The 21,091-nt window shown below is 72.6% G+C and carries 15 protein-coding genes and 1 other RNA gene; 4 read left to right on the forward strand and 12 right to left on the reverse strand.

Annotation, left to right across the window (positions count from 1 at the left end):
- Positions 1-65: 65 nt before the first annotated feature.
- A complete protein-coding gene (locus ABZ865_RS28380) occupies positions 66-770 on the reverse strand; it encodes a hypothetical protein (protein ID WP_361236189.1) in 705 nt (234 codons plus the stop codon).
- Between the two features lie 280 nt (positions 771-1,050).
- On the reverse strand, positions 1,051-2,022 hold the full coding sequence (locus ABZ865_RS28385) for a LysR family transcriptional regulator (RefSeq protein WP_361236193.1): 972 nt from the start codon (positions 2,020-2,022) through the stop codon (positions 1,051-1,053).
- 84 nt (positions 2,023-2,106) lie between these two features.
- On the opposite strand from ABZ865_RS28385, the gene ABZ865_RS28390 reads away from it, so the two are divergent.
- Positions 2,107-3,456 (forward strand): MFS transporter, encoded by a 1,350-nt coding sequence (locus tag ABZ865_RS28390; protein ID WP_361236196.1) that lies wholly within the window; start codon positions 2,107-2,109, stop codon positions 3,454-3,456.
- A gap of 98 nt (positions 3,457-3,554) precedes the next feature.
- Here ABZ865_RS28390 and ABZ865_RS28395 read toward each other — a convergent pair whose 3' ends face one another.
- From ABZ865_RS28395 to ftsE, 6 genes are all read right to left on the reverse strand, one after another.
- Positions 3,555-4,484, reverse strand: a complete 930-nt coding sequence (locus tag ABZ865_RS28395) for a VCBS repeat-containing protein (protein WP_361236199.1) — start codon at positions 4,482-4,484, stop codon at positions 3,555-3,557.
- A 239-nt stretch (positions 4,485-4,723) separates the two neighbouring features.
- Positions 4,724-5,093: a transfer-messenger RNA gene (ssrA, locus tag ABZ865_RS28400) on the reverse strand.
- A 102-nt stretch (positions 5,094-5,195) separates the two neighbouring features.
- A complete protein-coding gene (gene smpB, locus ABZ865_RS28405; protein ID WP_361236379.1) occupies positions 5,196-5,735 on the reverse strand; it encodes an SsrA-binding protein SmpB in 540 nt (179 codons plus the stop codon).
- Positions 5,736-5,821: 86 nt separating this feature from the next.
- Positions 5,822-7,009 carry a S41 family peptidase gene (locus ABZ865_RS28410; RefSeq protein WP_361236201.1) on the reverse strand — a complete coding sequence of 396 codons (1,188 nt, stop codon included), beginning with the start codon at positions 7,007-7,009 and terminating at the stop codon, positions 5,822-5,824.
- Between the two features lie 67 nt (positions 7,010-7,076).
- On the reverse strand, positions 7,077-7,994 hold the full coding sequence (ftsX, locus tag ABZ865_RS28415; protein ID WP_361236204.1) for a permease-like cell division protein FtsX: 918 nt from the start codon (positions 7,992-7,994) through the stop codon (positions 7,077-7,079).
- Positions 7,995-8,038: 44 nt separating this feature from the next.
- On the reverse strand, positions 8,039-8,728 hold the full coding sequence (gene ftsE / locus ABZ865_RS28420; RefSeq protein WP_361236207.1) for a cell division ATP-binding protein FtsE: 690 nt from the start codon (positions 8,726-8,728) through the stop codon (positions 8,039-8,041).
- 254 nt (positions 8,729-8,982) lie between these two features.
- Between ftsE and ABZ865_RS28425 the strand changes: the two genes are divergently transcribed.
- The gene (locus ABZ865_RS28425; protein ID WP_361236210.1) at positions 8,983-9,174 is read left to right on the forward strand and encodes a hypothetical protein; all 192 of its coding nucleotides are present in this window, start codon (positions 8,983-8,985) and stop codon (positions 9,172-9,174) included.
- A gap of 108 nt (positions 9,175-9,282) precedes the next feature.
- Here the strand turns inward: ABZ865_RS28425 and ABZ865_RS28430 are convergent, their stop codons facing one another.
- The 4 genes from ABZ865_RS28430 to ABZ865_RS28445 all read right to left on the reverse strand — a co-directional run bounded on the left by ABZ865_RS28430 (position 9,283) and on the right by ABZ865_RS28445 (position 15,138).
- A complete protein-coding gene (locus ABZ865_RS28430; protein WP_361236213.1) occupies positions 9,283-10,215 on the reverse strand; it encodes a hypothetical protein in 933 nt (310 codons plus the stop codon).
- 325 nt (positions 10,216-10,540) lie between these two features.
- A complete protein-coding gene (prfB, locus tag ABZ865_RS28435) occupies positions 10,541-11,647 on the reverse strand; it encodes a peptide chain release factor 2 (RefSeq protein ID WP_361236216.1) in 1,107 nt (368 codons plus the stop codon).
- 412 nt (positions 11,648-12,059) lie between these two features.
- Positions 12,060-13,289, reverse strand: a complete 1,230-nt coding sequence (locus tag ABZ865_RS28440; RefSeq protein WP_361236219.1) for a serine/threonine-protein kinase — start codon at positions 13,287-13,289, stop codon at positions 12,060-12,062.
- A gap of 139 nt (positions 13,290-13,428) precedes the next feature.
- A complete protein-coding gene (locus tag ABZ865_RS28445) occupies positions 13,429-15,138 on the reverse strand; it encodes a serine/threonine-protein kinase (RefSeq protein ID WP_361236222.1) in 1,710 nt (569 codons plus the stop codon).
- Between the two features lie 340 nt (positions 15,139-15,478).
- Here ABZ865_RS28445 and ABZ865_RS28450 point away from each other — a divergent pair, with 340 nt between their 5' ends.
- On the forward strand, positions 15,479-19,504 hold the full coding sequence (locus ABZ865_RS28450) for an FtsK/SpoIIIE domain-containing protein (protein ID WP_361236382.1): 4,026 nt from the start codon (positions 15,479-15,481) through the stop codon (positions 19,502-19,504).
- Positions 19,505-19,659: 155 nt separating this feature from the next.
- Positions 19,660-21,039 (forward strand): ABC transporter substrate-binding protein, encoded by a 1,380-nt coding sequence (locus ABZ865_RS28455; RefSeq protein WP_361236225.1) that lies wholly within the window; start codon positions 19,660-19,662, stop codon positions 21,037-21,039.
- Positions 21,040-21,091 lie beyond the last annotated feature (52 nt).

The following is a 21,091-nucleotide window of genomic DNA, read 5'->3' on the forward strand; positions in this document are numbered from 1 at the left end:
TGCTCCGGGACGTTCGAGGGGTGGAGGAGGAGGCCGGGGCCTGCCGCTAGGGGGCGTCGTCTGGATCAGGCGCCGAGCGCGTTCCCGTAGGCCACGGCACCGCCGCCGTGACCGGTACCGGCGCTGCCGCCGATCGGGAACGAGGGGCTGGGGAAGCCGGAGCCGCCGGCCGGGGTGCTCTGGCTCGGCTTGGTGCCGCCGGCGGGGGTGGAGGGGCCGGCGTCGGGGGACGAACCACTGGTGCCGCCGCCGGTGGCGGACGTGGACCTGGTCGCCGTCGGGCGGGCGTCGGCCGAGGCGCCCGGCTTGGCCGCGGCCGAACCGGAACTGCCGCTGGGCGCCTGAGCGGTGGCAGCCGACGACGGCGTCGTACCCGCGCTCGCGGTCGTGCCGGGGTCGGGGGAGGCGGTGCCGGTGCCGGACGGCGGGGTGGAGACCTGCGGCAGCGGCGAGATGTCCACCTGGCCGGCGGGATTGTCCTTGTTCTGCGGTACCGGCAGCCAGGGCGCGTCCGAGCTGCCGGACAGCAGGGTGCTGATGATGACGACGGCGTAGACAGCGCAGGCGACGGCGAGGAGCACGCCGAGGCGGCGGAAGGTGCGGCCGCGGCGGCCGGACGCGTCGACGAACACCGGCCCGTCGGAAGCGTCCCGCCCGGCCCCGTGCGGTTCGGCGGCCGGGCTCAGCCGGACGTCGCCGAGCTGGACGGCGTCGAGCTGGATGGTCACCTCGTGCGGATCGTGGGTGGAATCACCGGTGTCCGGAAACATTCCGGTCTCCGGGAAGGTCCGGGTCTCCGGGAAGGTTCGGGTGGAGGCACCCGTCACTCGCAGGCCCCCGGCCCCGGATGAGACTTCCGGCCCTGTCGGTTGGGCGTCTTCTCGCCACTCTTTCACGCGCGCACATCCCCCCACGGGACTGTTCCGGGTGCGCTACGACTCGAGCACCCGTCGACCGAACCAGGCCCCCACCCGGTCCGAGCGCCCCCTGTACCACACCGTGCTCAGGCCAAGAATGTAGCGCAGGTGGAGGTGCCGTGTTCGCCACGTCTCAGGTGTGGACGCGCATCACTTCTATATCAATGGCTGGAATCCATCGGTCCGGGGGCTGTCGGAGCCAGTTCTCGGTCCGGGCGATCTCGGTCGCCGCCCGGCGCAGCGCGGCCAGCCCGGGGTGGACCAGCCCCTTCCGCCACACCAGTGAGACGGGCGAGAGCGGGACGGGGGCGACGAGGGGTCGCACCACCGTGCGGGGCATGGCCGGAAAGTCCACCACGGCCAGGATCGGGTTCCCTGTCTTGGCCATGATCCGCTCGAACTCCTCGTCCCCGACTGCCAGCGGAAGGGGTGGGGCGAGTCGGATGCCGTGTCCCTCGAAGAGATGAAGAGCGAGGTCGGTCCACTCCGGGGTGCGCGGATTGCCGGCCCCAGCGTAGACCGTTTCGCCGGCGAGCGCGGCCAGCGGCACCTCGGGCAGGGCGGCCAGGGAATGCTCCTCGGGCAGGACGACGGCCATCGGCTCGCAGCGCACGGGCTGGTGGTCGAGGCCGGAGCGCAGGGCCGGGTCCAGGCCGGCGTAACGGCCGAAGGAAACGTCCAGGCGTCCGGACAGCAGTTCGGCCGCCGCCCCGGTGAGCCCGCTCTCGTAGCGGGCCATCAGTTCGCAGTCGGGCGCCAGCTCCCGGGCCCGGTGCAGGACCCGGCGTCCGGTGACCAGGCCCGGGGAGTTGAGGTCGACCAGCAGCGGCCGGGCCTGCCGGAAGGCGGCGAGCAGGTCGTCCTGGGCGGCGAGGACCCGGCGGGCGTACGGCAGCAGGCGCTCGCCGTCCGAGGTCAGCGTCACCTGCCGGGTGGTCCGTACGAACAGCTCGGCGCCCAGCTCCCGCTCCAGCCGCCGCACGTCCCGGCTGAGCGCCTGCTGGGCGACGTACAGCCGGGCCGCGGCCCGGGTGAAGTGCAGCTCCTCGGCGACGGCGACGAAGGAGCGCAGGAGGCGGGGTTCTATGGCGGCGGGCGCGGACATGGCGGCGAACTTACAACACGGGTGCGTGAATGGCCGCTCATTAAGTGTTGGACGCAGTGATCCGCTCGGGGCGAGCGTGGAGCCATGCCGAGACCACCGACCACCGACGACGACCGACAGGCGACCACCGACGACGACCGAGAGGCGGCCACTGGCGACGGCCCAATGACCGCTGCCGTCGAGCGACTGGCCACCGTCTACGAGCGACTGGCCACCCACGACGACCGGATACCGGTCGGCCACGGCCGACCCACCGGATACCGCCGACTGTTCTCCCACCCCGGCGCCCTCGCCTTCACCGCGGGCAACCTCATCGCCCGTCTGCCCATAGGCATGTTCAGTGTGAGCGCGGTCGTGATGATCGCCGGGTCCCGGGGCTCGTACGCCCTCGCCGGCGCCGTCACCGCCATCGGTCTCACGGCGACCGGGGTGGCCGGGCCCTGGATCGCGCGGCTCGTCGACCGGCACGGGCAGGCCCGGGTGGCCCTGCCGGCCACGCTCACGGCCGTGCTCGGGAGCCTCGCGCTGCTGCTGTGCGTGCGCTACGGCGCCCCGGACTGGACCCTGTTCGCCGCGTATGCGGCCACCGCCGCGACCCCCAACGTCGGCGGACTGTCCCGCGCCCGCTGGGCCCATCTGCTGCGGGAGGACTCCGGCGCGCTGCACACCGCGAACTCCTTCGAGCAGGCCGCCGACGAACTGTGCTTCATGCTCGGCCCGGTGCTGGCGTCCTTCCTGACCGGCACCTTCTTCCCGGAGGCGGGCACGCTCACCGCGGCCGTGCTGCTGGGGGCCGGCATGCTGCTGTTCACCGCCCAGCGGGCGACCGAGCCGCCGCCGGTGGCCCGCAGCAAGGCGCCGTCGCCGCTGCGGAGCCCCGGCATCCCGCCCCTGCTGGCCTGTTTCGTGGCCACCGGCGCGGTGTTCGGCTCGATGGAGGTCGTCACCATCGCCTTCGCCGACGGGCGGGGACACCGCGCGGCGGCCGGGGTGGTCCTCGCCCTCCAGGCGGCGGGCTCGGGCGCGGCGGGCCTGCTGTTCGGGGCGCGGAGACCGGCGGGCCTCGGCTTCTCCCGGTGCCTCCTGGCGATGGCCGCGCTGATGACCCTGCCGTGGCTGGCGGCCACCACCGCCGGTTCGCTCCCCGCTCTGGCGGGCGCGCTGCTGGTGGCGGGCATGGCCACCGCGCCGACGATGGTGACCGCGATGACCCTGGTCCAGTCCCGCACCCCGGCCGACCGCCTCAACGAGGGCATGAGCCTGGTCGTGACCGCCCTCCTCACCGGCGTCGCCTGCGGCAGCGCGGCGGGCGGCTGGGTGGTCGAGCACCTCTCGCCGACGGCCGCCTACGGTGTGCCGGCGTCAGCGGCGGCGCTGGCGGGGCTGGTCTGGTTCGCCGGGCGGCCGCGCGACGCCCATGCCCCGGCGACGTGAGGGGGACGCTCCCGGCGACGCGAAGGGCCGCCCCCGGTGAGGGGAGCGGCCCATGACGCGCCTGAAGCCGAGCCGGTGAGCCCGGCCCGGAATCCGGATCAGAACAGGATGCGGTAGGTGTTCCAGCCGCTGGTGCCGATCTTCACGCGGGACGCGTAGGGGGCGGTGGCGTTGCCCGTGCCCTTGTACAGGTACAGGGCGCCGGCCGTGTCACGGGCGATCAGGTCGGTGGTCCCGTCGAGGTTGATGTCACCGACGGAGATCAGCTTGTTGTACGTGTTCCAGCCGGCGCCGATGCGCGTGCGGGACGCGAAGGGGGCCTTGTAGTTGCCGGTGCCCTTGTACAGCCACAGCACGCCGGAGCTGTCCTTGGCGACGATGTCGTCCTTGCCGTCGCCCGTCAGGTCGCCCTTGCCGGCGAGGTCGGAGTAGATGTTCCAGCCGGTGCCGACCTTGTAACGCGTGGTCAGCTTGCCGTTGCCGTAGCCGAGGTAGAGCCACAGGACGCCGGAGCTGTCGCGGGCGATCAGGTCGTCGGCGGCGGCACCACCGAGGTTCCCGGCCGACAGGAGGCGGTTGTAGATGTTCCAGCCGCTACCGACCGTCAGCGGGGTGTCGCTGTCCCAGTTCGTGTAGGTGAGCCGGCTTCCGGTGACATCCCAGATGCCGTCCGCGGAGCCGTCCGCGTCGTTGTCCGTCTGCGTGATGAACTTGGCGGTCTGCCAGCCGTAACCGGTCTGGACGCGAGAGTCCAGGCCCCCCTGGCCGTTGGGCGGGTAGCCCCAGAGCCTGCCACTGCTGTCCACGCCGTACAGCGCGTTGACCTGGGCGTCGGCGGTCTCGCTGGTGAGGCTGAACTTCGACACGCCCGACGGCTTGGCCTGGGCGGAGACCTGAGACACGGACCGGCCGTTCGCGTCGGCGGCGAAGGCGGCGGTCGTGCCGGTCGCCACCAGCGCGGCGGTGAGCGCCGCGACCGTGCCGCGCGCCAGGGCGCTCCGCGCGTTCAGGCCCGAGCTTTTGACCACGTGGGTCCTCCAGTGGGTCGCAAGGAACAGGAAGCCTCCATGATCCGTATACCTGTCCTTTACATGTCAACGAAGTCTCCGCCCTGTGAAGAAGGCGGGACAAAAGTGGGACGCAAGTGAAACCGTGCGCCGTACAACCTTTTGCGCGGAAGCCGCGACGGGCCGGCCCGGGTACGGCGAAGGCCCCGCCGCTTCGAGCGACGGGGCCTGTGCCCACATGGGGTACCCCCGGAGGGGGTTGGTGGAGATGGCGGGAATCGAACCCGCGTCCAACGGTGCGGAATCAGGGCTTCTCCGTGTGCAGTTCGCTGCGCTTTTCTCGGCCCCGGAGATCACGCGAACAAGTCTCCGACGGGCTCAGCCACTGTTTGGTTTCCCTCTACACCCCGTGACCGGGTCTAGAGGTTTAGTTCCCTAGCTGATGCCAGGATCCGGGTCGGGAACAGCCCCGGGCTGACACTTCGCAAGTCGCTACTTAGGCAGCGAGGGCGAAGGAATCGCGCTTGGTGTTGGCGATTATTTTTTGCGACATGTGGTTTACGAGATCATTGCCGCTTCCTCGACACGCTTCCCCTGCTTCGACAGCCGCTGTCGAAACCGATCATCCCCATGTTGATTTTTCAAACCCTCCGAGGAGGGGGCGTGCACCCTCTGTGAGGTGCAGTGCCATCGTACGGGAACAACGCATGGCTGTGCCAGCGTATTCCCCGCTCAGCCGCGCTGCCTGCGCTTGGCCGCCGCCATCGCGCGGTCCGACTCCCGCCGGTCCTGCTTCTCCCGCAGGGTCTGCCGCTTGTCGTACTCCTTCTTGCCTCGGGCGAGGGCGATCTCGGCCTTCGCCCGGCCGTCCTTGAAGTACACCGCGAGGGGCACGATCGTGTGACCCGTCTCCTGGGCCTTGGACTCCAGCTTGTCGATCTCCTCGCGGTGCAGGAGCAGCTTGCGCTTGCGGCGCGCGGAGTGGTTGGTCCAGCTGCCCTGGTGATACTCGGGGATGTGGGCATTGTGCAGCCACGCCTCGCCCCGGTCGATCTGGACGAAGCCGTCGGTCAGCGAGGTCCGTCCCTCGCGCAGCGACTTGACCTCGGTGCCGGTCAGCACGAGCCCGGCCTCGTAGGTGTCGACGATCGCGTAGTCGTGCCGGGCCTTCTTGTTCTGGGCGACGATCTTGCGCTTGCCGCCCTTCTCGCCGTCCCTGGCCTTCGCGGCCCCTCCGCCCTGCTTGGGCTGGGACTCCTTCGGTACGTACATTCCCTTGCTCATAGTGACGACATTTTCTCACCACACCAGGGGTGCGAGGGAAGCGTATTTAAGGGGACTGCGACAGTTCGAGGGGGCTACGACGGGTCGCCGAGGCCCGTCAGCACCGTCTCCGCCCGCTGCAGCGCCTCCGCGCCCGCCTCCAGGTCCGGAGTGATGCCCCGGCCGTCGACCGCGCGGCCGGAAGGGGTGCGGTAGTGGCCGACGGTCAGCTCGGCGACCGAGCCGTCGGGCAGGGCGGTCGGCATCTGGACGGAGCCCTTGCCGAAGGTGCGGGAGCCGATCACCACCGCGCGGCCCCGGTCCTGGAGGGCGCCGGTGAGCATCTCGGCCGCGCTCATGGTGCCGCCGTCGACCAGGGCGACGAGGGGGCGGGCGGTGTCGCCGCCGGGCGCGGCGTGCAGGGCGCGCTGGGCGCCGTCGACGTCGTAGGTGGCGACCAGACCGCCGTCGAGGAAGGCGGAGGCCGCGTCGACCGCCTCGGTGACCAGGCCGCCGGAGTTGCCGCGCAGGTCGAGCACGAGTCCGGCGTCCGCCGGCGCCTGCCGTACTGCGGCGCGCACGGCCTCGCCGGAGCCCTTGGTGAAGGCGGCGACCCGGATCACGACGACCCCGGCGGCCGGCCTGCGGACGGTCACGGAGTCGGTGGACAGGCGCGCGCGGTGCAGGGTCCGCGTCCACGTGCGCGTGCCGCGCTGCAGACCGAGCGTGACCGTCGTACCTGCGGCCGCGTCCTCGGCGTCGCCGCGCAGTAAGGAGACGACCTCGGTGACCGGCCGGCCGTCGACCTTCTCGCCGTCGACGCTGCGCAGCCCGTCGCCGCTGCGGATCCCGGCGTCGGCGGCGGGCGAGCCGGGCTGCACCCGGGTCACCTCGATACGGCCGTCGCGCTCGCGCCGCGCCCACAGGCCGACGCCGGTGTACTCACCGTCCAACGCCTCCTGGAACTCCTGGTACTCGCCCTCGGAGTAGACGGCGGCCCAGCGGTCCCCGCTGCGGCTGACGGCCCGCTCGGCGGCCTCCATCGGGGACGTGCCGTCGGCCATGGCCTCGGCGGCGGCCTTGCGCACGGCCTCGTGCCGGGTGGCCGCGGGCGACGGCCCGGCGCTGCTCCTGCGGCCCGACTGGCCGGGCTGGGCCGCCTGTCCGGCGTCCGGGAACGAGCCGGTGGCGGCGCCGGCGGCGAGCAGGCCGGCGAAGACCAATGTCAGGGCGGCCCCGCGGCGTTTGCGGCGGGGCTGACAGAACAGGTCACGACCTGACATGGCGGTGAGTCTAGGACAACGCGAAGGGCCGTACGGTCGGATGTCCGTACGGCCCTCTTGGGATGCGTCACACCTTCAGGTACTTGCGCAGCGCGAAGAACGCCGCCAACGAAGGCATCAGGACACTCGTGGCCAAGATCAGCGGGAGCTTGGTGAACACCGCGTCCCAGCCGACGAAGTTGATGAGCGTGAGCTTGGTGGACAGGCCCATGCCGTGATCGATGGTGAAGTACCGGCCCACGACGAGGAAGACGCAGGCGAGGCCGCCGCCGATGAGACCGGCGACCGCGGCCTCCATGATGAACGGCGCCTGGATGTAGAAGCCCGAGGCGCCGACCAGGCGCATGATCCCGGTCTCACGCCGACGGCTGAACGCCGAAACACGCACGGTGTTGACGATCAGCAGCAGCGCGACGAGCAGCATCAGCGCCATCACGCCGAGTGCCGCGCGGTTCATCAGATTGAGCAACTGGAAGAGGTTGTCCAGGATGCCCTTCTGGTCCTGCACCGACTGCACACCGTCACGGCCGTTGAACGCGGTCGCGATCACCTGGTACTTCTGCGGGTCCTTGAGCTTGATCCGGTACGACTCCTGCATCTGGTCCGGCGTGAGCGAGCTGGCCAGCGGGGAGTTGCCGAACTGCTCCTTGTAGTGCTTGTACGCCTGGTCCTGCGACTCGTACGAGACCTTCTCGACGATCGACATCTTGTGCAGGTCGGAGAGGATCTGCTTCTTCTGGTCCTCGGTGACCGCGCCCTTGGCGCAGTTCACGTCCGACTGCGCGTCACTCTTGTTGCACAGGAAGATCGAGACGTTGACCTTGTCGTACCAGTAGCCCTTCATGGTGCTCACCTGGTCGCTCATCAGCAGCGAACCGCCGAACAGGGCCAGGGACAGGGCGACGGAGACGATGACGGCGAAGGTCATCGTCAGATTGCGGCGGAGACCGACACCGATCTCCGACAGGACGAACTGGGCGCGCATGGCGTCTGGTTAAGCCTTTCCGTGGACGGGGCTCGGGCGGCGGGTCAGTGCTGGTAGCCGTAGACGCCGCGGGCCTGGTCGCGGACGAGGCGGCCCTTCTCCAGCTCGATGACGCGCTTGCGCATCTGGTCCACGATGTTCTGGTCGTGCGTCGCCATGATGACGGTGGTGCCCGTCCGGTTGATCCGGTCGAGCAGCTTCATGATGCCGACGGAGGTCTGCGGGTCGAGGTTGCCGGTGGGCTCGTCGCAGATGAGCAGCTTGGGCCGGTTGACGAAGGCCCGCGCGATGGCCACGCGCTGCTGCTCACCGCCGGACAGCTCGCCCGGCATCCGGTCCTCCTTGCCGCCGAGGCCGACGAGGTCGAGCACCTGCGGCACGGACTTGCGGATCTCGCCGCGGGACTTGCCGATGACCTCCTGCGCGAAGGCCACGTTCTCCGCGACCGTCTTGTTGGGCAGGAGGCGGAAGTCCTGGAAGACCGTCCCGAGCTGGCGACGGATCTGCGGCACCTTCCAGTTGGAGACGCGCGCGAGATCCTTGCCCAGAACGTGCACCTGACCGTGGCTGCACCGCTCCTCGCGGAGGATGAGCCGCAGGAAGGTGGACTTTCCGGAGCCGGAGGACCCCACGAGGAAGACGAACTCGCCCTTCTCCACCTCCAGGGAGACATCCCTGAGGGCTGGACGAGTCTGCTTGGGGTAGACCTTGGAGACGTTGTCGAATCGGATCACGGATGCACCACGGGTCGCCGGGGGTAGATGAGCGTGACCATACGCGAACCAGGTGCGCAAGTGCAGTCGCCGGTTGCGCTTGGGGCAGACTTGTGTCTTTTTGTACGGAACCGGATCCGAGTTTGCGCCGGGCGGGAACCGGGCTTCTCCGGACGCCCGCGCCCTTTCCCGGGGAACCTGGCAGAGTGGAGGGGGAACGTTCTGGTTCCCGCAAGCGTTGTATGCATGATGGCCGGTGCAAGGAGGGCGAGCGCATGACGTACGACCGGTTGGTGTGCGCGAACTGCGCGGCGCCCGTGAGCGAGGGCCGGTGCCCGGTGTGCCGCGCCAACCGCGAGCGACTGCAGCAGCAGGGCTTCTTCGCGGGGCTGAACCCGATGGCGTTGATCGCGCTGCTCGCGGTGCTGATCGCCGCGGTGGCGCTGCTGGCGCACCAGACCGCGTAAGCAGGCACCGAGAAGACAGACCTCAAGAACGGCGGAAGGGCCCGGAGCGCGACGCTCCGGGCCCTTCCGTCTACGCGTTGCGCACAGTGCGTGAGCGTGAGGCTACGCTCAGGCGGCCGCGCCGCCCCGGCCGTTCACCAGACGCGGCAGCACGCGGAAGGCGATACCGCCGGCGATCATCGTCGCGGCGCCGACGAGCAGGAACGCGGTCTGACCGGCACCGGTCTCGGCGAGCTGCTTGTCACCGCCCTGGGCCGAGGTGTCCGAGCCCGTGTCGGTGAGGGCCGAGGAGCCCTCCTCCTGGGTGCCGTTGTCGTTGCCGCCACCGTTCGGGGTGGTGTGGCCGTTGCCACCGTCGGTGCTGGAGCCGCCACCGGAGCCGTTGCCGCCGCTGTTGCCGTGACCGCCACCGTTGCCGTTGCCGCCACCGTTGGAGCCGTTGCCACCGTTGCCGTTGCCGCCACCGATGCTGGCGTCACCGCCGTTGGAGCCGTTGCCGCCGTCGTTGCCGCCGATGGAGGCGTCACCGCCGTCGTTGCCACCGATGCTCGCGTCACCGCCGTCGTTACCGCCGATGGAGGCGTCACCGCCGTCGTTGCCACCGATGCTCGCGTCGCCACCGTCGTTACCGCCGATGGAGGCGTCACCGCCGTCGTTGCCACCGATGCTGGCGTCACCGCCGTCGTTGCCGCCGATGGAGGCGTCGCCACCGTCGGTGCCGGCGATGACACCGCCGATCGAGGCGTCGCCGCCGATGCTCGCGTCACCACCGTCGGAGTTGCCCCCGTCGGAGTCCCCGCCGTCGGAGTTGCCCCCGTCGGAGTTCCCACCGTCCGAGGTGCCGCCGTCGGTGCAGACGGCGACGAGGTCGCAGTCACCGTCCGCGCCGGCGGCCTTCGTGCTCGCGCCAACGCTGAGCGGGCCGGCCTTGACATCGAGGTCCAGGGCGGACGCCGCACCCGCGGCGGTCAGCGAGGCGCCGGCCGCGATCACGGCACCGGCCGCTATCCGCGCGACGCGGATCCGCGTCTTCTTGGTCATATGGTTGCTACCCCCAGTAGCTATTCGTCAATGTGGGCCGCGCTCGGGGGCAGGCCGTGATCGACGGGGGCAGCCGATGACGCCGGAGTCGACACCAGTGTCGGCGCCGGCATCCACGTCACCCTATTCCCCCGGTTCACATGCGCCCCAGAGATACGCATGCCACGCTTCACCCTTCCCATTTTTCAAAGCAACGTCAAGGTCGTTGCGCGCGCAATGTCCGATGGGGCGGCGTTTGCCGGGAGTTGGAGCCTGTGAGTGTGATGTAAAACCCAGACATATGACAACTGCCGCCACAGGGGCGGCAGTTGTCATGTCGACAAAGTTACTTCTCTTGCTGCTTGCGCCAGCGAATGCCGGCCTCCAGGAACCCGTCGATCTCGCCGTTGAACACGGCCTCGGGGTTGCCGACCTCGTGCTCGGTGCGCAGGTCCTTGACCATCTGGTAGGGGTGCAGCACGTACGAACGCATCTGGTTGCCCCAGGAGTTGCCGCCGTCGCCCTTGAGGGCGTCCATCTTGGCCTGCTCCTCCTGCCGGCGCCGCTCCAGCAGCTTGGCCTGGAGGACGTTCATCGCGGTGGCCTTGTTCTGGATCTGCGACCGCTCGTTCTGGCACGAGACCACGATGCCGGTGGGGATGTGCGTGAGCCGCACCGCGGAGTCGGTGGTGTTCACGCCCTGACCACCGGGTCCGGACGACCGGTACACGTCCACCCGCAGCTCGGACTCGTCGATCTCGATGTGGTCGGTCTTCTCCACGACGGGCAGCACCTCGACACCCGCGAAGGAGGTCTGGCGGCGGCCCTGGTTGTCGAAGGGCGAGATCCGGACGAGCCGGTGGGTGCCCTGCTCGACGGAGAGGGTGCCGTAGGCGTACGGCACCTGCACGGCGAAGGTGGTCGACTTGATGCCGGCCTCTTCGGCGTACGACGTCTCGTAGACCTCGGTCTTGTAGCCGTGCTGCTCGGCCCAGCGCAGGTACATGCGCTGGAGCCGCTCGGCGAAGTCGGCGGCGTCGACGCCACCGGCCTCGGCGCGGATGTTGACGAGCGCCTCACGGGCGTCGTACTCGCCGGACAGGAGCGTCCGGACCTCCATCTCGTCCAGCGCCTTGCGCACGGCGGCCAGCTCGGACTCGGCCTCGGCGCGGGTGTCCGGGTCGTCCTCCTCCTCCGCCATCTCGAAGAGGACGGCGAGATCGTCGATCCGGCCGCGCAGCGCCTCCGCCTTCCTGACCTCGGCCTGGAGGTGGGAGAGCTTGCTGGTGATCTTCTGCGCCTCGTCCGGGTTGTCCCAGAGGGACGGCGCGGCCGCCTGCTCCTCGAGCACGGCGATGTCTGCCCTCAGCTTGTCGAGGTCCAGGACGGCCTCGATCGACTCCATGGTCGAGGAGAGGGACTTCAGCTCTTCGGATACATCGACGACTGCCACGCCTCCAGCGTAACGGCTCCGCCGGGCGACGAAGCCCGGGCCGGGGCTGCCGCCCCTGGGCCCCTGCCGGGGACTGCCTCCCCCGGACCCCCGCAGGGGCCCTGAACAGGCCTCGTCCTCGGCCGCCGTAACGGCTGAAGGGCTGATCGACGGCACCGCTCGCTGGACGGGAGCGGGTGCGAAGCGGCGTGCGGGGCGGGGGTCCGGGGCGGAGCCCCCGGGTTCACAGGGCGGAGCGGTTCACGGGGCGGAGCCCCCGGGTTCACAGGGCGGAGCCCGGGGTCACCGGGCGGAGCCCCCTGTGGGTTACCGGGCGGAGCCCCCTGGGTTCACGGGGTGGAGCCCTGGGTCACCGGGCGGAGCCCGGGGCTCACGGGGCGGAGCCCGGGGCTCACGGGGCGGAGCCCGGGGTTCACGGGGTGGAGGTGCTGTGGGTGTCCTGGGGAGGTGTGTCGTCGTCCGAGGTCGCGGCCCAGGCGCCGATGCCGATGGCCGCGGCGAGGACGACGGCGGCGACGCTCAGGGTGATCCTGCGGCGCCGGGCGGCCGCGCGGTGGCGGGCGGAGCCGGGCCGTGGTGCTCCCGAGGCCCGCGGCGCCCGGGCCGTACCGCGCGCGCCGCCCGCCAGCTCGTCGGGCCCCGGTACCCGCATCGAGGTGTGCGTGTCCCGGTTGGAGTCGGGCTTGGCGCCCGGCACCAGCGACACCGCGCCACGGCGCCGTACGGGCTCCCCGGAGTCGGCCGGCGGTGCCGACGCCTCCTCCGGGCCCTCCTCGGCCGCCTCGGACTCCGGCTCGTCCACGTCCAGCGGCGGCATCCCCGCGAGCGTCGGCAGCTGCTCCCGCAACCGCGCCGCCAGCTCCGAGGCCCGCAGCCGGGAGGCGGGGGCCTTCGCCAGGCACTGCACGATCAGCTGCCACAGCTCCTCGGGGATGCCGGGCAGCGGTACGACGGTCTCGGTGACGTGCCGGCGCAGGACCGCGCCCGGATGCCCGCCGCCGAAGGGGGTGAAGCCGGCCAGCAGCTCGTACAGGACCGTGGCCAGCGCGTAGATGTCCACGGCGGCCCGCGGCGGCAGGCCCTCGACGATCTCCGGGGCGAGATAGTCCGGCGTACCGATGATCTTCGTGGCCCGGGTCCGCCTGGGCGAGTCGATCAGCTTGGCGACGCCGAAGTCCGTCAGCAGGGCCGGGTGCGCCCCGCCCGGCCCCAGCGGGCCCTGCATGTCCAGCAGGACGTTCTCGGGCTTCACGTCCCGGTGGACGACCCCGGCGGCGTGCGCGGCCGCGAGCCCGTCGGCGACGTCCGCGACGATCGCCACGGCCGCCTCCGGCGCGAGCCGCCGCTCCCGCTCCAGCCGGGTGCGCAGGTCCGTGCCCCGGACGAGGTCCATGACCAGCGCCAGGTCGTTGCCGTCGACCACCAGGTCGCGCACGGTGACGATGTGCGGGTGCTCCAGGCCGAGCAGCGCGGTGCGCTCCTGCACGAAGCGCCCCACGAGCTCCTGGTCGGACGCGAGGTCCTCGCGCAGCAGCTTGATCGCGACGGGACCGTCCGGTCCCTCGCCCAGCCACACCGTGCCGGCGCTGCCCCGCCCCAGGATCTGGTTCGCGGTGTACCGGCTGCCGATCTTCCGTGCCAAGACTGCTCCTACAGACGCGTGTTGTCGCGTGGTGTCGTTAAAACTACGCGTCCGACGAGCCAACCTTCACCGCGGAGACAGAAATCACCCGCCAGATGTCGACAAATCCCCAAACCTGCGATCAGTTGGCGCCCTGCGATCAGTTGCCGTTGCCGGAGGAGCTCCCCAGCTTCTTGACCCAGTGGCCGACCTTTCCGGCCCAGTCGCTCATCTGGTCCCAGTAGCCCTTGCCCTGTCCGACCCAGGTGTGCAGCGGGGTCAGCTCCCAGACCAGCCAGCTCGCGACGACCAGGATGACGATCGTGAACAGGCAGCCCTTGAGGCAGCCGAGCCCGGGGATCTTCATCGGGTTGGCGCTGCGCTGCCGCGGCGGCCGGGGCTCGCGCACGGGCCGCTGCGGCTCCGGCGCGTACCGCTGCGGCTGGGGGGCGTACTGCTGCGGCTGCGGGGCGTACTGCTGGGGCTGCTGCGGCGCGTGGCCGTACCCGGCGGGACGGCGCTGCTGCGGCTGCTGCGGGCGGGCCTGCGGGGCCTGGCGCGGCTGCTGCTGCGGGCGGGCGACCTGCCGCTGGGGGCGGCGGCGCAGCGGGTCCTCGTTCGGGTCGAGGTACTGGATCTGCGTCTGCTCGTTGCGGTCGCGGGCGGCGCGCAGCTGGGTCTGCCAGGGGTGCGGCTGCTCGGGCTGGGGCCCCTGGCCCTGCTGTCCCGGCCGGCCCTGGGGCATCGGCGGGAGGACGGCGGTCGGGTCGGCCGCGCCCGTGTTCGGCAGCACGGCGGTGGGGTCGGCGGCGCCCATCGGGTCGCCGGGGCCCCCGGTGTGCGGCAGGACGCTGGTCGCCGCGTTCGGATCGTGCCCGCCGTACGACCCCTGCGGCGCGTTGGTCGGCAGCACCTGCGTGGGGTCGGCGGCGCCGGGCACGCCCGGGACGGCGGTCGGGGCCGGGTCGGGCGCGAGCAGGGCGCCGACGCCCTCGGCGGCGGCGATCTGGGCGGCGTTCGCGTGCACGCCGACGCCCTCGGCCACGACCCGCAGCCCGCGCGCGAGGTTCTCGGCGCTGGGCCGCTCGTCGGGGTTCTTGCGCAGGCAGCGCTCTATGACCGTCCACAGCGGGTCCGGGACGGTGGAGGGGCGGCGCGGCTCGGCGCTCAGGTGCTGGTGCAGCACTTCGAGGGCGGTGCCGCCGGAGAACGGCGGACGGCCGGTGACCAGCTCGTACAGCAGGATGCCGGCGCCGTAGATGTCGACGGCGGAGGTCTGCGGGCGGCCCTCGGCGGACTCCGGCGCCACGTACGCGGGCGTGCCGACGAACTCGTGGGTGCGGGTCAGGCCCGGGGAGTCGGCGAGGCGGGCGATGCCGAAGTCGGTCAGCATCGGGTGCATCCGGCCGTCGTACTGCTGGAGCAGCACGTTGGCGGGCTTCAGGTCGCGGTGGACGACGCCGTCGGCGTGGCTCGCGGCGAGCGCGTCGGCGATCTGCGCGGTCATCAGCGCGGCGGCGACCGGCGTGAAGGAGCCGTTCTCGCGCAGGTAGCGGTGCAGGTCGGGGCCGTCGACGAGGTCCATGACCAGGGCCAGCAGATCGCCCTCGACGACCAGGTCGCGGACCCGGACGATGTTCGGGTGGGTGAGGCGGAGCAGGACGGAGCGCTCGCGCAGGAAGCGCATCACGATGTCCGGGTCGCTCGCCAGCTCCTCCTTGAGGACCTTGATCGCGACCGTCTCGCCGGGCTGGCCGGGCACGGCCGCCTCGGCGCCCGCGGTCTCGCGCTGGCGGGCACGCCAGACGGTGCCCGTGGCGCCGCGTCCGAGCGGCTCCTCGAGCAGGTACTTGCTGCCGACTGGCCGCACGTTCCGCGCTCCCTGCTGTCTGTTCGGCTGTGGTTCCGGTGTTCCGCTCCACTGTAGTGCCGCCCCCCAGGGCACTACGTAAGCGTTCCCGTCCATGTTCGAAGGAAAGACGCTCACCTCGGTCCCCTGGTTGCCAGGTCCGGGACGTGACCGATCTCAAGTGATCGCCGACGCGGTCCTGGTCAGGCACTTTTGGGGGCAGAGCTGACCAATCAAGATCACTTGATGCCGGGTCGCGGGCGTGTTGTCAGTGACAGGTGCGAGGATGCCTGCAGTACTGGCCGACGTGCTCGTGTGGGGTGGGGAGTCCGCGCCCGGGCAGAAGGGACCGCTGACGGCGATGCAGATCCGGCTGACCGTCGTAGACCCGCTGGGCCCGGCCCCGCAGCGGAGCCGCCCCGCGAGCCGGGACGTGCTGGTCACGGCGCCCGTGGGCACGGACCTGGCTGCGGTGGCGTCGGCGCTGGCCGCGGCGGTCACCGGAGACGGCGGCGCGGGCCGGGAGGCCTCCGGCGCGCCGGTGGTCCTGTACGCGGGCACGGAGCGGCTGGACGCCCGCCGCCGCACCCTCGGCGAGCCCCCGCTGGTCGACGGCGCCGTGCTGTCCCTGGGCGCCCCTGCGGCCCCCGAGCCCCATCCCGAGCTGGACGACGCCCCGACCCAGCTGCACGTGGTCGCGGGCCCGGACGCGGGCGGCGTCCACCTCCTGCACGGCGGCCGCATAACGGTCGGCCGCTCTGTCGACGCCGACGTCCCGCTGGACGACCCGGACGTCTCCCGCCTGCACTGCGCGGTCACGGTCGCCGCCGACGGCGCCGTCTCCGTCACCGACCTCGGCTCCACCAACGGCACCACCCTCGACGGCGCCCGTGTCACCGACCGCCCCCAGCGCTTCCCCGCGGGGGCCCTGCTGAGGCTCGGCGAATCCGCCCTGCGAGTTACGCCGTCCGGGGGCCCCGGGGCCCGCGTGCGCACGGTCCCGGACGGCGAGGGGTGCGTACGGTTCCCGCTGGGGGCCGGGAGCGCGGAGGGCGCCGGCGCGCCGGGCACGTCCGCCGGTTCCGGAGCTGACGCGGTACCGGGCGCGGGGACGTCTCGGGGTACGGGCGGTGCGGGTGCGGCGGGCGCGACGGGCGGCATGGTCGATACGGCCGGTACGGGCGCCACGGTCGGTACGGCGGAAGGCGCCGGAGCCGGCGTCGACGCGGGGCACGCGCGCGTGGAGCACTCCGCGGCCACGGGCCCGTCCGGGCCCATCCATCACGCGTACGGCACGGCGGCCTGGGGCGCCTCGGGCGCGGGCGCCCAGGAGCACGGGTACGGCGAGCAGCCCTCCGTCCCCGGCCAGGCGGGGACACCGAGCATCGAGAGCCGGGGCGCGGGCACGGCTTCTGTCGGCTGGGCCACTGGCGGCTCCGGGACCGGCGAGCCGGGCAGTGGGCAGCGGTCGGCCGGGGCATCGGCAGGGGCACCTGGTTCGGCCGTGAGCTCGGCTCACGGGTACACGACCGCGGGCCCCCTCGGGACCGACGGTCTCGGCGGCGGACTCGGGGCGGCCGGGGCATCCGGTTCCGTCACGGCCCCCGATGGCCACACGGGCGCGGTCCGCTTCGGAGCGGGCGAGCCTGGCAGGGATCTCCGGACGCCCGGGACTCCCGGCCCGGCTTCCGGCAGCGGGGACACGCACGCGGGACGCCACGGCATCTGTGGCCCCGGCGGCCTGGCCGAGGGCCCGTACGCAGCCGGTACGACGGCCCACGCCCCGATGCCGCACGACACCGGCTCGCGCGCGGGCGTCGGCAGCACGGGTTCCGGCGGGCCGTCCCAGGACCCGTACGCCGGTACGACGACCGGCGGCCCAGGGCCGCGCGACAACGGCGCACACCCGGGCGGGAACACCGGCTCCGGTGGTCGTAAGAGCACTCCCGTCCGAGGCACCGACGTTCCCCAGGGCGCCCGGCGCCGGGGTGGACTCGGTGCGTGGGCGCGCAGGCTCGCCGGGGGGCGCGGGGAGCAGACGGCGGCCGAGCAGAAGGCCTACGGAGCCGGGGCCGCCGCCACCGGTACCGCCGGCACCCCGGCCGGTGCCGTCCCGCAGCAGCCCGACACCTGGCCCGACCCCGCCGCGCTGCTGCTGACGGCACTGGGGCCCGGGCCCCGGCTGTGGGAGCGGGGAGCGGGGCATCCGGAGACGCTGGTGGTACGGCTCGGGACGGCCGACCGGGCCGCGCCGGACGGCTCGGGTCTGCTGCCCGCCGTACCGGTGACCGCAGCGCTGCGCGAGGCGGGCGCGCTGGGCCTGGCCGGTCCGCGCCCCCGGCTGTCCGGGCTGGCCCGCGCGGTGCTGGCCCAGCTCGCCGCGCTGCACTCCCCCGACCTGCTGGAGATCGTGCTGATCAGCGCGGACCGCTCCCGCCCGGTGGAGGAGCGCACGGCCGAGTGGTCCTGGCTGGGCTGGCTCCCGCACGTCCGTCCGGGCCACGGCCAGGACTGCCGCCTGCTGCTGGCCTACGACCGCGAACAGGCGGCGGCCCGCACGGAGGAACTCCTGCGCCGGGTCGAGGACCACGCGGCGACGGGCAGAAGCGCGGCCCGGCCGGCGACGGCACGGATTGCTCCGACGCCCACAGGGGCGGCCTCGCCGGCAGGCGCGGGCCCGCTCGGCGCCGACGCGTCCCCGACGGCCACGGCCCCCGCCGCCACGGCCTCGCCCGGTACCACCCACCCGAACGCCACCCCCGCCCACGGAACCCGCCGTCCCTCCTGGGCCCGCGACGATGCCGGTCCGGACGGTGTCAGTGGGTACCCGGGGCCGTACACCGTGGTCGTCGTGGACGGTGATCCCGGTGGGGCCGCGCTGCGGGAGGCCGTGGCGCGGCTGGCCGTGGCCGGGCCGCGGGCCGGGATCCACGTGGTGTGCCTCGCCGAGACCCCGGCCGCCTCCCCCTCTTCTCCGGTCGCGGAGGTGTACGAGGCCGCCTGCGCGGTGACGCCCACCTTCCGGCACTGCGGGGCCGCGGCGCTGCTCGGCGGTGATGTGGCGAGCGTGCTGCATCTGATGCGCGTGGCGCGCGGCGGCCCCGTCGGCCCGGGCGTGCTCGCCGCCGTGGACGCCGTCTCCCCCGCGTGGGCGGAGCGGTTCGCGCGGGCGCTCGCGCCGCTGCGTCCGGACGGCCCCGCCGGAGAGCGGCACGCGCGCGTGGCCGTACCACTGCCGCAGTCGGCCCGTCTGCTGGACGAGCTGGGGCTGGCCCGGGCCACCCCGGCGTCCCTGATGGCCCGCTGGGCAGACGCGGCGGACGACACGGAGTCGCTGGGCGGCCGGGCCCGGGCGGTGCTCGGTGCCGGGCCGCGCGGCCCGCTCACCGCCGACCTGGTGGCCGAGGGGCCGCATCTGCTGATCGAGGGCCCGGCCGGCAGTGGCCGTACCGAGCTGCTGCGGGCCGTGGTCGCCTCGCTGGCCGCCGCCGAGCGGCCCGACCGGCTGGGCATGGTGCTGATCGACGGCCGGGACGGCGTCGGCACGGCCGCCGGCCGCGGCGAGGGACTGCGGGTGTGCACGGACATACCCCATGTGACGACCCATCTGATCGCCAACGACCCTGTGCGCATGCGGGAGTTCGCGCAGTCGCTGAGCGCCGAGCTGAAGCGGCGGGCCGAGCTGCTGGGCATGACCGACTTCGCCCAGTGGCACACGGGACGCGAGGTGTCGGGCCGGATCGTCGCGCAGCGCACCCCGGGCGGGCGGCCGGCCGCACCCGGCTCCGGTGCCGGCGACATAGACGCGCCGCCCAGCTCCACGCTGCGGCTGCGGCCCGGTGCCGCGGCCCGGCAGCGGACCGAGGCGGCGCCGCCGCTGCCCCGGCTCGTGGTGGTCGTGGACGACCTGGACGCGCTGGTCTCCCCGGCGCTGGGGTCGCCGGGCCGGCCCGCCGCCGGGTCGGTGATGCGGGCGTTGGAGGCGGTGGCCCGGGAGGGCGAGCGGCTCGGCGTGCACCTGGTGGCGGCGGCCGGGACGGGCGGTCGTACGGCGGAGACGGAACCGGCCCGGCGGGCCACGCTCCGGGTGACGCTCGACGCGCCGTCCGCCGGACCGGACGACCCGGCGCCGGGGCGGGGCAGGCTGACGCACCCGGACGGGCGGGGCACCGCGTTCCAGGGCGGCCGGGTGACGGGCCGCATCCCGCGCACCGCGACCCAGCGGCCCACGGTGCTGCCGCTGGAGTGGCAGCGGATGGGCGATCCGCCGGCCCGCCGGCCGGTGCGCGAGCTGGGCAACGGCCCCACCGACCTGGCCCTGCTGGCCAGCGCCGTGGAGCGGGCGGCCCGCGAGGTCTCGGCGGCGGAGGTGCCCTCGCTGCTGTAGCCGGAACCGGCACGCATACGTCCCTGATCACGAGCGGGTCACGATGACCCGCCGGACGGCGTCGGCGCTCTTGCCGCCCCTGTGCGGCCCGGCGTAGACCGGAGCGCACGGGACAGTCTTCTGACGTTCAACGGAGAACGACGAACGGGGAAGTGATGCGTAACCAGAGCAGCACCATCCGGACAAGCAGGACCGTCACCACCCTCGCCGCGCTGCTCGCGGGAGCCCTCGCGCTCACCGCGTGCTCCAGCAGCGACGACAAGAAGGACAGCGGCGACAAGAGCAGCGCCAGTGCGAGCGGCTCCACCGTCTCCCTGCCGAAACTGAACGGCGAGAGCCTGGAGGTCGCCGCCGTCTGGACCGGCACCGAACAGGCGAACTTCAAGAAGGTCCTCGCGGAGTTCGAGAAGCGCACCGGCGCGAAGGTGACCTTCGTGCCCGCGCAGGACCCGATCATCAACTTCCTCGGTTCGAAGATCGCGGGCGGTCAGCCGCCGGACGTGGCGCTCCTGCCGCAGCCGGGCGCGATCAAGCAGGCCGTGGAGAAGAAGTGGGCCAAGCCCCTCGGCCCGGAGGCGCTCCAGGAGCTGCAGAAGAACTACGCGCAGGGCTGGCAGGACATCGGCAAGGTCGACGGCAAGCAGTACGGCGCCTACTACAAGGCCGCCAACAAGTCGCTGATCTGGTACAACGCCAAGGCGTTCGAGAACGCGGGGGCCAAGGAGCCGAAGACCTGGCCGGAGCTGCTGAGCACCGCGCAGGCGGTGTACGACTCCGGGGTCACGCCGTTCTCGGTGGGTGGCGCGGACGGCTGGACGCTGACGGACTGGTTCGAGAACGTCTATCTCTCCCAGGCCGGTCCGGAGAAGTACGATCAGCTCGCCCAGCACAAGATCAAGTGGACCGATCCGTCGGTGAAGCAGGCCCTGACCACGCTCGCCCAGATCTGGGGCAAGAAGGACTATGTGGCGGGCGGCGCGGACGGCGCCCTGCAGACCGAGTTCCCGGCGTCGGTCACGCAGACCTTCACCGGAGGCGACCAGCCGAAGGCGGCGATGGTCTACGAGGGCGACTTCGTGCAGGTCAACATCGGTGACACCAAGGCGAAGGTGGGAACGGACGCGAAGGTGTTCCCGTTCCCGGCGGTCGGCTCCAGCGCGCCGGTGGTCTCCGGTGGCGACGCGGCGGTGATCCTCAAGGACTCCAAGGCGGCGCAGGCGCTGGTCACCTTCCTGGCCTCCCCGGACGCGGCGACGATCCAGGCCAGGCTGGGCGGCTATCTCTCGCCGAACAAGAACGTCCCGGTGTCGGCGTACCCGAACCAGGTGCAGCAGACCATCGCCAAGGCGCTGATCGCGTCCGGTGACAACTTCCGCTTCGACATGTCCGACCAGGCCCCGCAGGCCTTCGGCGGCACGCCGGGCAAGGGCGAGTGGAAGGATCTGCAGGACTTCCTGAAGAACCCCAAGGACGTCGCGGGCGCCCAGGCGCAGCTGGAGAAGGACGCGGCGGCCGCGTACGGGAACGGGGGCTGATCCGGCGATGACGTCGGCAGCGGCGGCGGGGACCCCCGCGGGTCCCGCCGTG

The organism is Streptomyces sp. NPDC047085 (assembly GCF_040643735.1).
In the GTDB taxonomy this organism is placed as follows: domain Bacteria; phylum Actinomycetota; class Actinomycetes; order Streptomycetales; family Streptomycetaceae; genus Streptomyces.

Coding starts and splice junctions, on each gene's coding strand:
- ABZ865_RS28380 (WP_361236189.1), bottom strand. CDS start 770: ATGTTTCCGGACACCGGTGATTCCACCCACGATCCGCACGAGGTGACC.
- ABZ865_RS28385 (WP_361236193.1), bottom strand. CDS start 2,022: ATGTCCGCGCCCGCCGCCATAGAACCCCGCCTCCTGCGCTCCTTCGTC.
- ABZ865_RS28390 (WP_361236196.1), top strand. CDS start 2,107: ATGCCGAGACCACCGACCACCGACGACGACCGACAGGCGACCACCGAC.
- smpB (WP_361236379.1), bottom strand. CDS start 5,735: ATGTACGTACCGAAGGAGTCCCAGCCCAAGCAGGGCGGAGGGGCCGCG.
- ABZ865_RS28410 (WP_361236201.1), bottom strand. CDS start 7,009: ATGTCAGGTCGTGACCTGTTCTGTCAGCCCCGCCGCAAACGCCGCGGG.
- ftsX (WP_361236204.1), bottom strand. CDS start 7,994: ATGCGCGCCCAGTTCGTCCTGTCGGAGATCGGTGTCGGTCTCCGCCGC.
- ABZ865_RS28425 (WP_361236210.1), top strand. CDS start 8,983: ATGACGTACGACCGGTTGGTGTGCGCGAACTGCGCGGCGCCCGTGAGC.
- ABZ865_RS28430 (WP_361236213.1), bottom strand. CDS start 10,215: ATGACCAAGAAGACGCGGATCCGCGTCGCGCGGATAGCGGCCGGTGCC.
- ABZ865_RS28450 (WP_361236382.1), top strand. CDS start 15,479: ATGCAGATCCGGCTGACCGTCGTAGACCCGCTGGGCCCGGCCCCGCAG.
- ABZ865_RS28455 (WP_361236225.1), top strand. CDS start 19,660: ATGCGTAACCAGAGCAGCACCATCCGGACAAGCAGGACCGTCACCACC.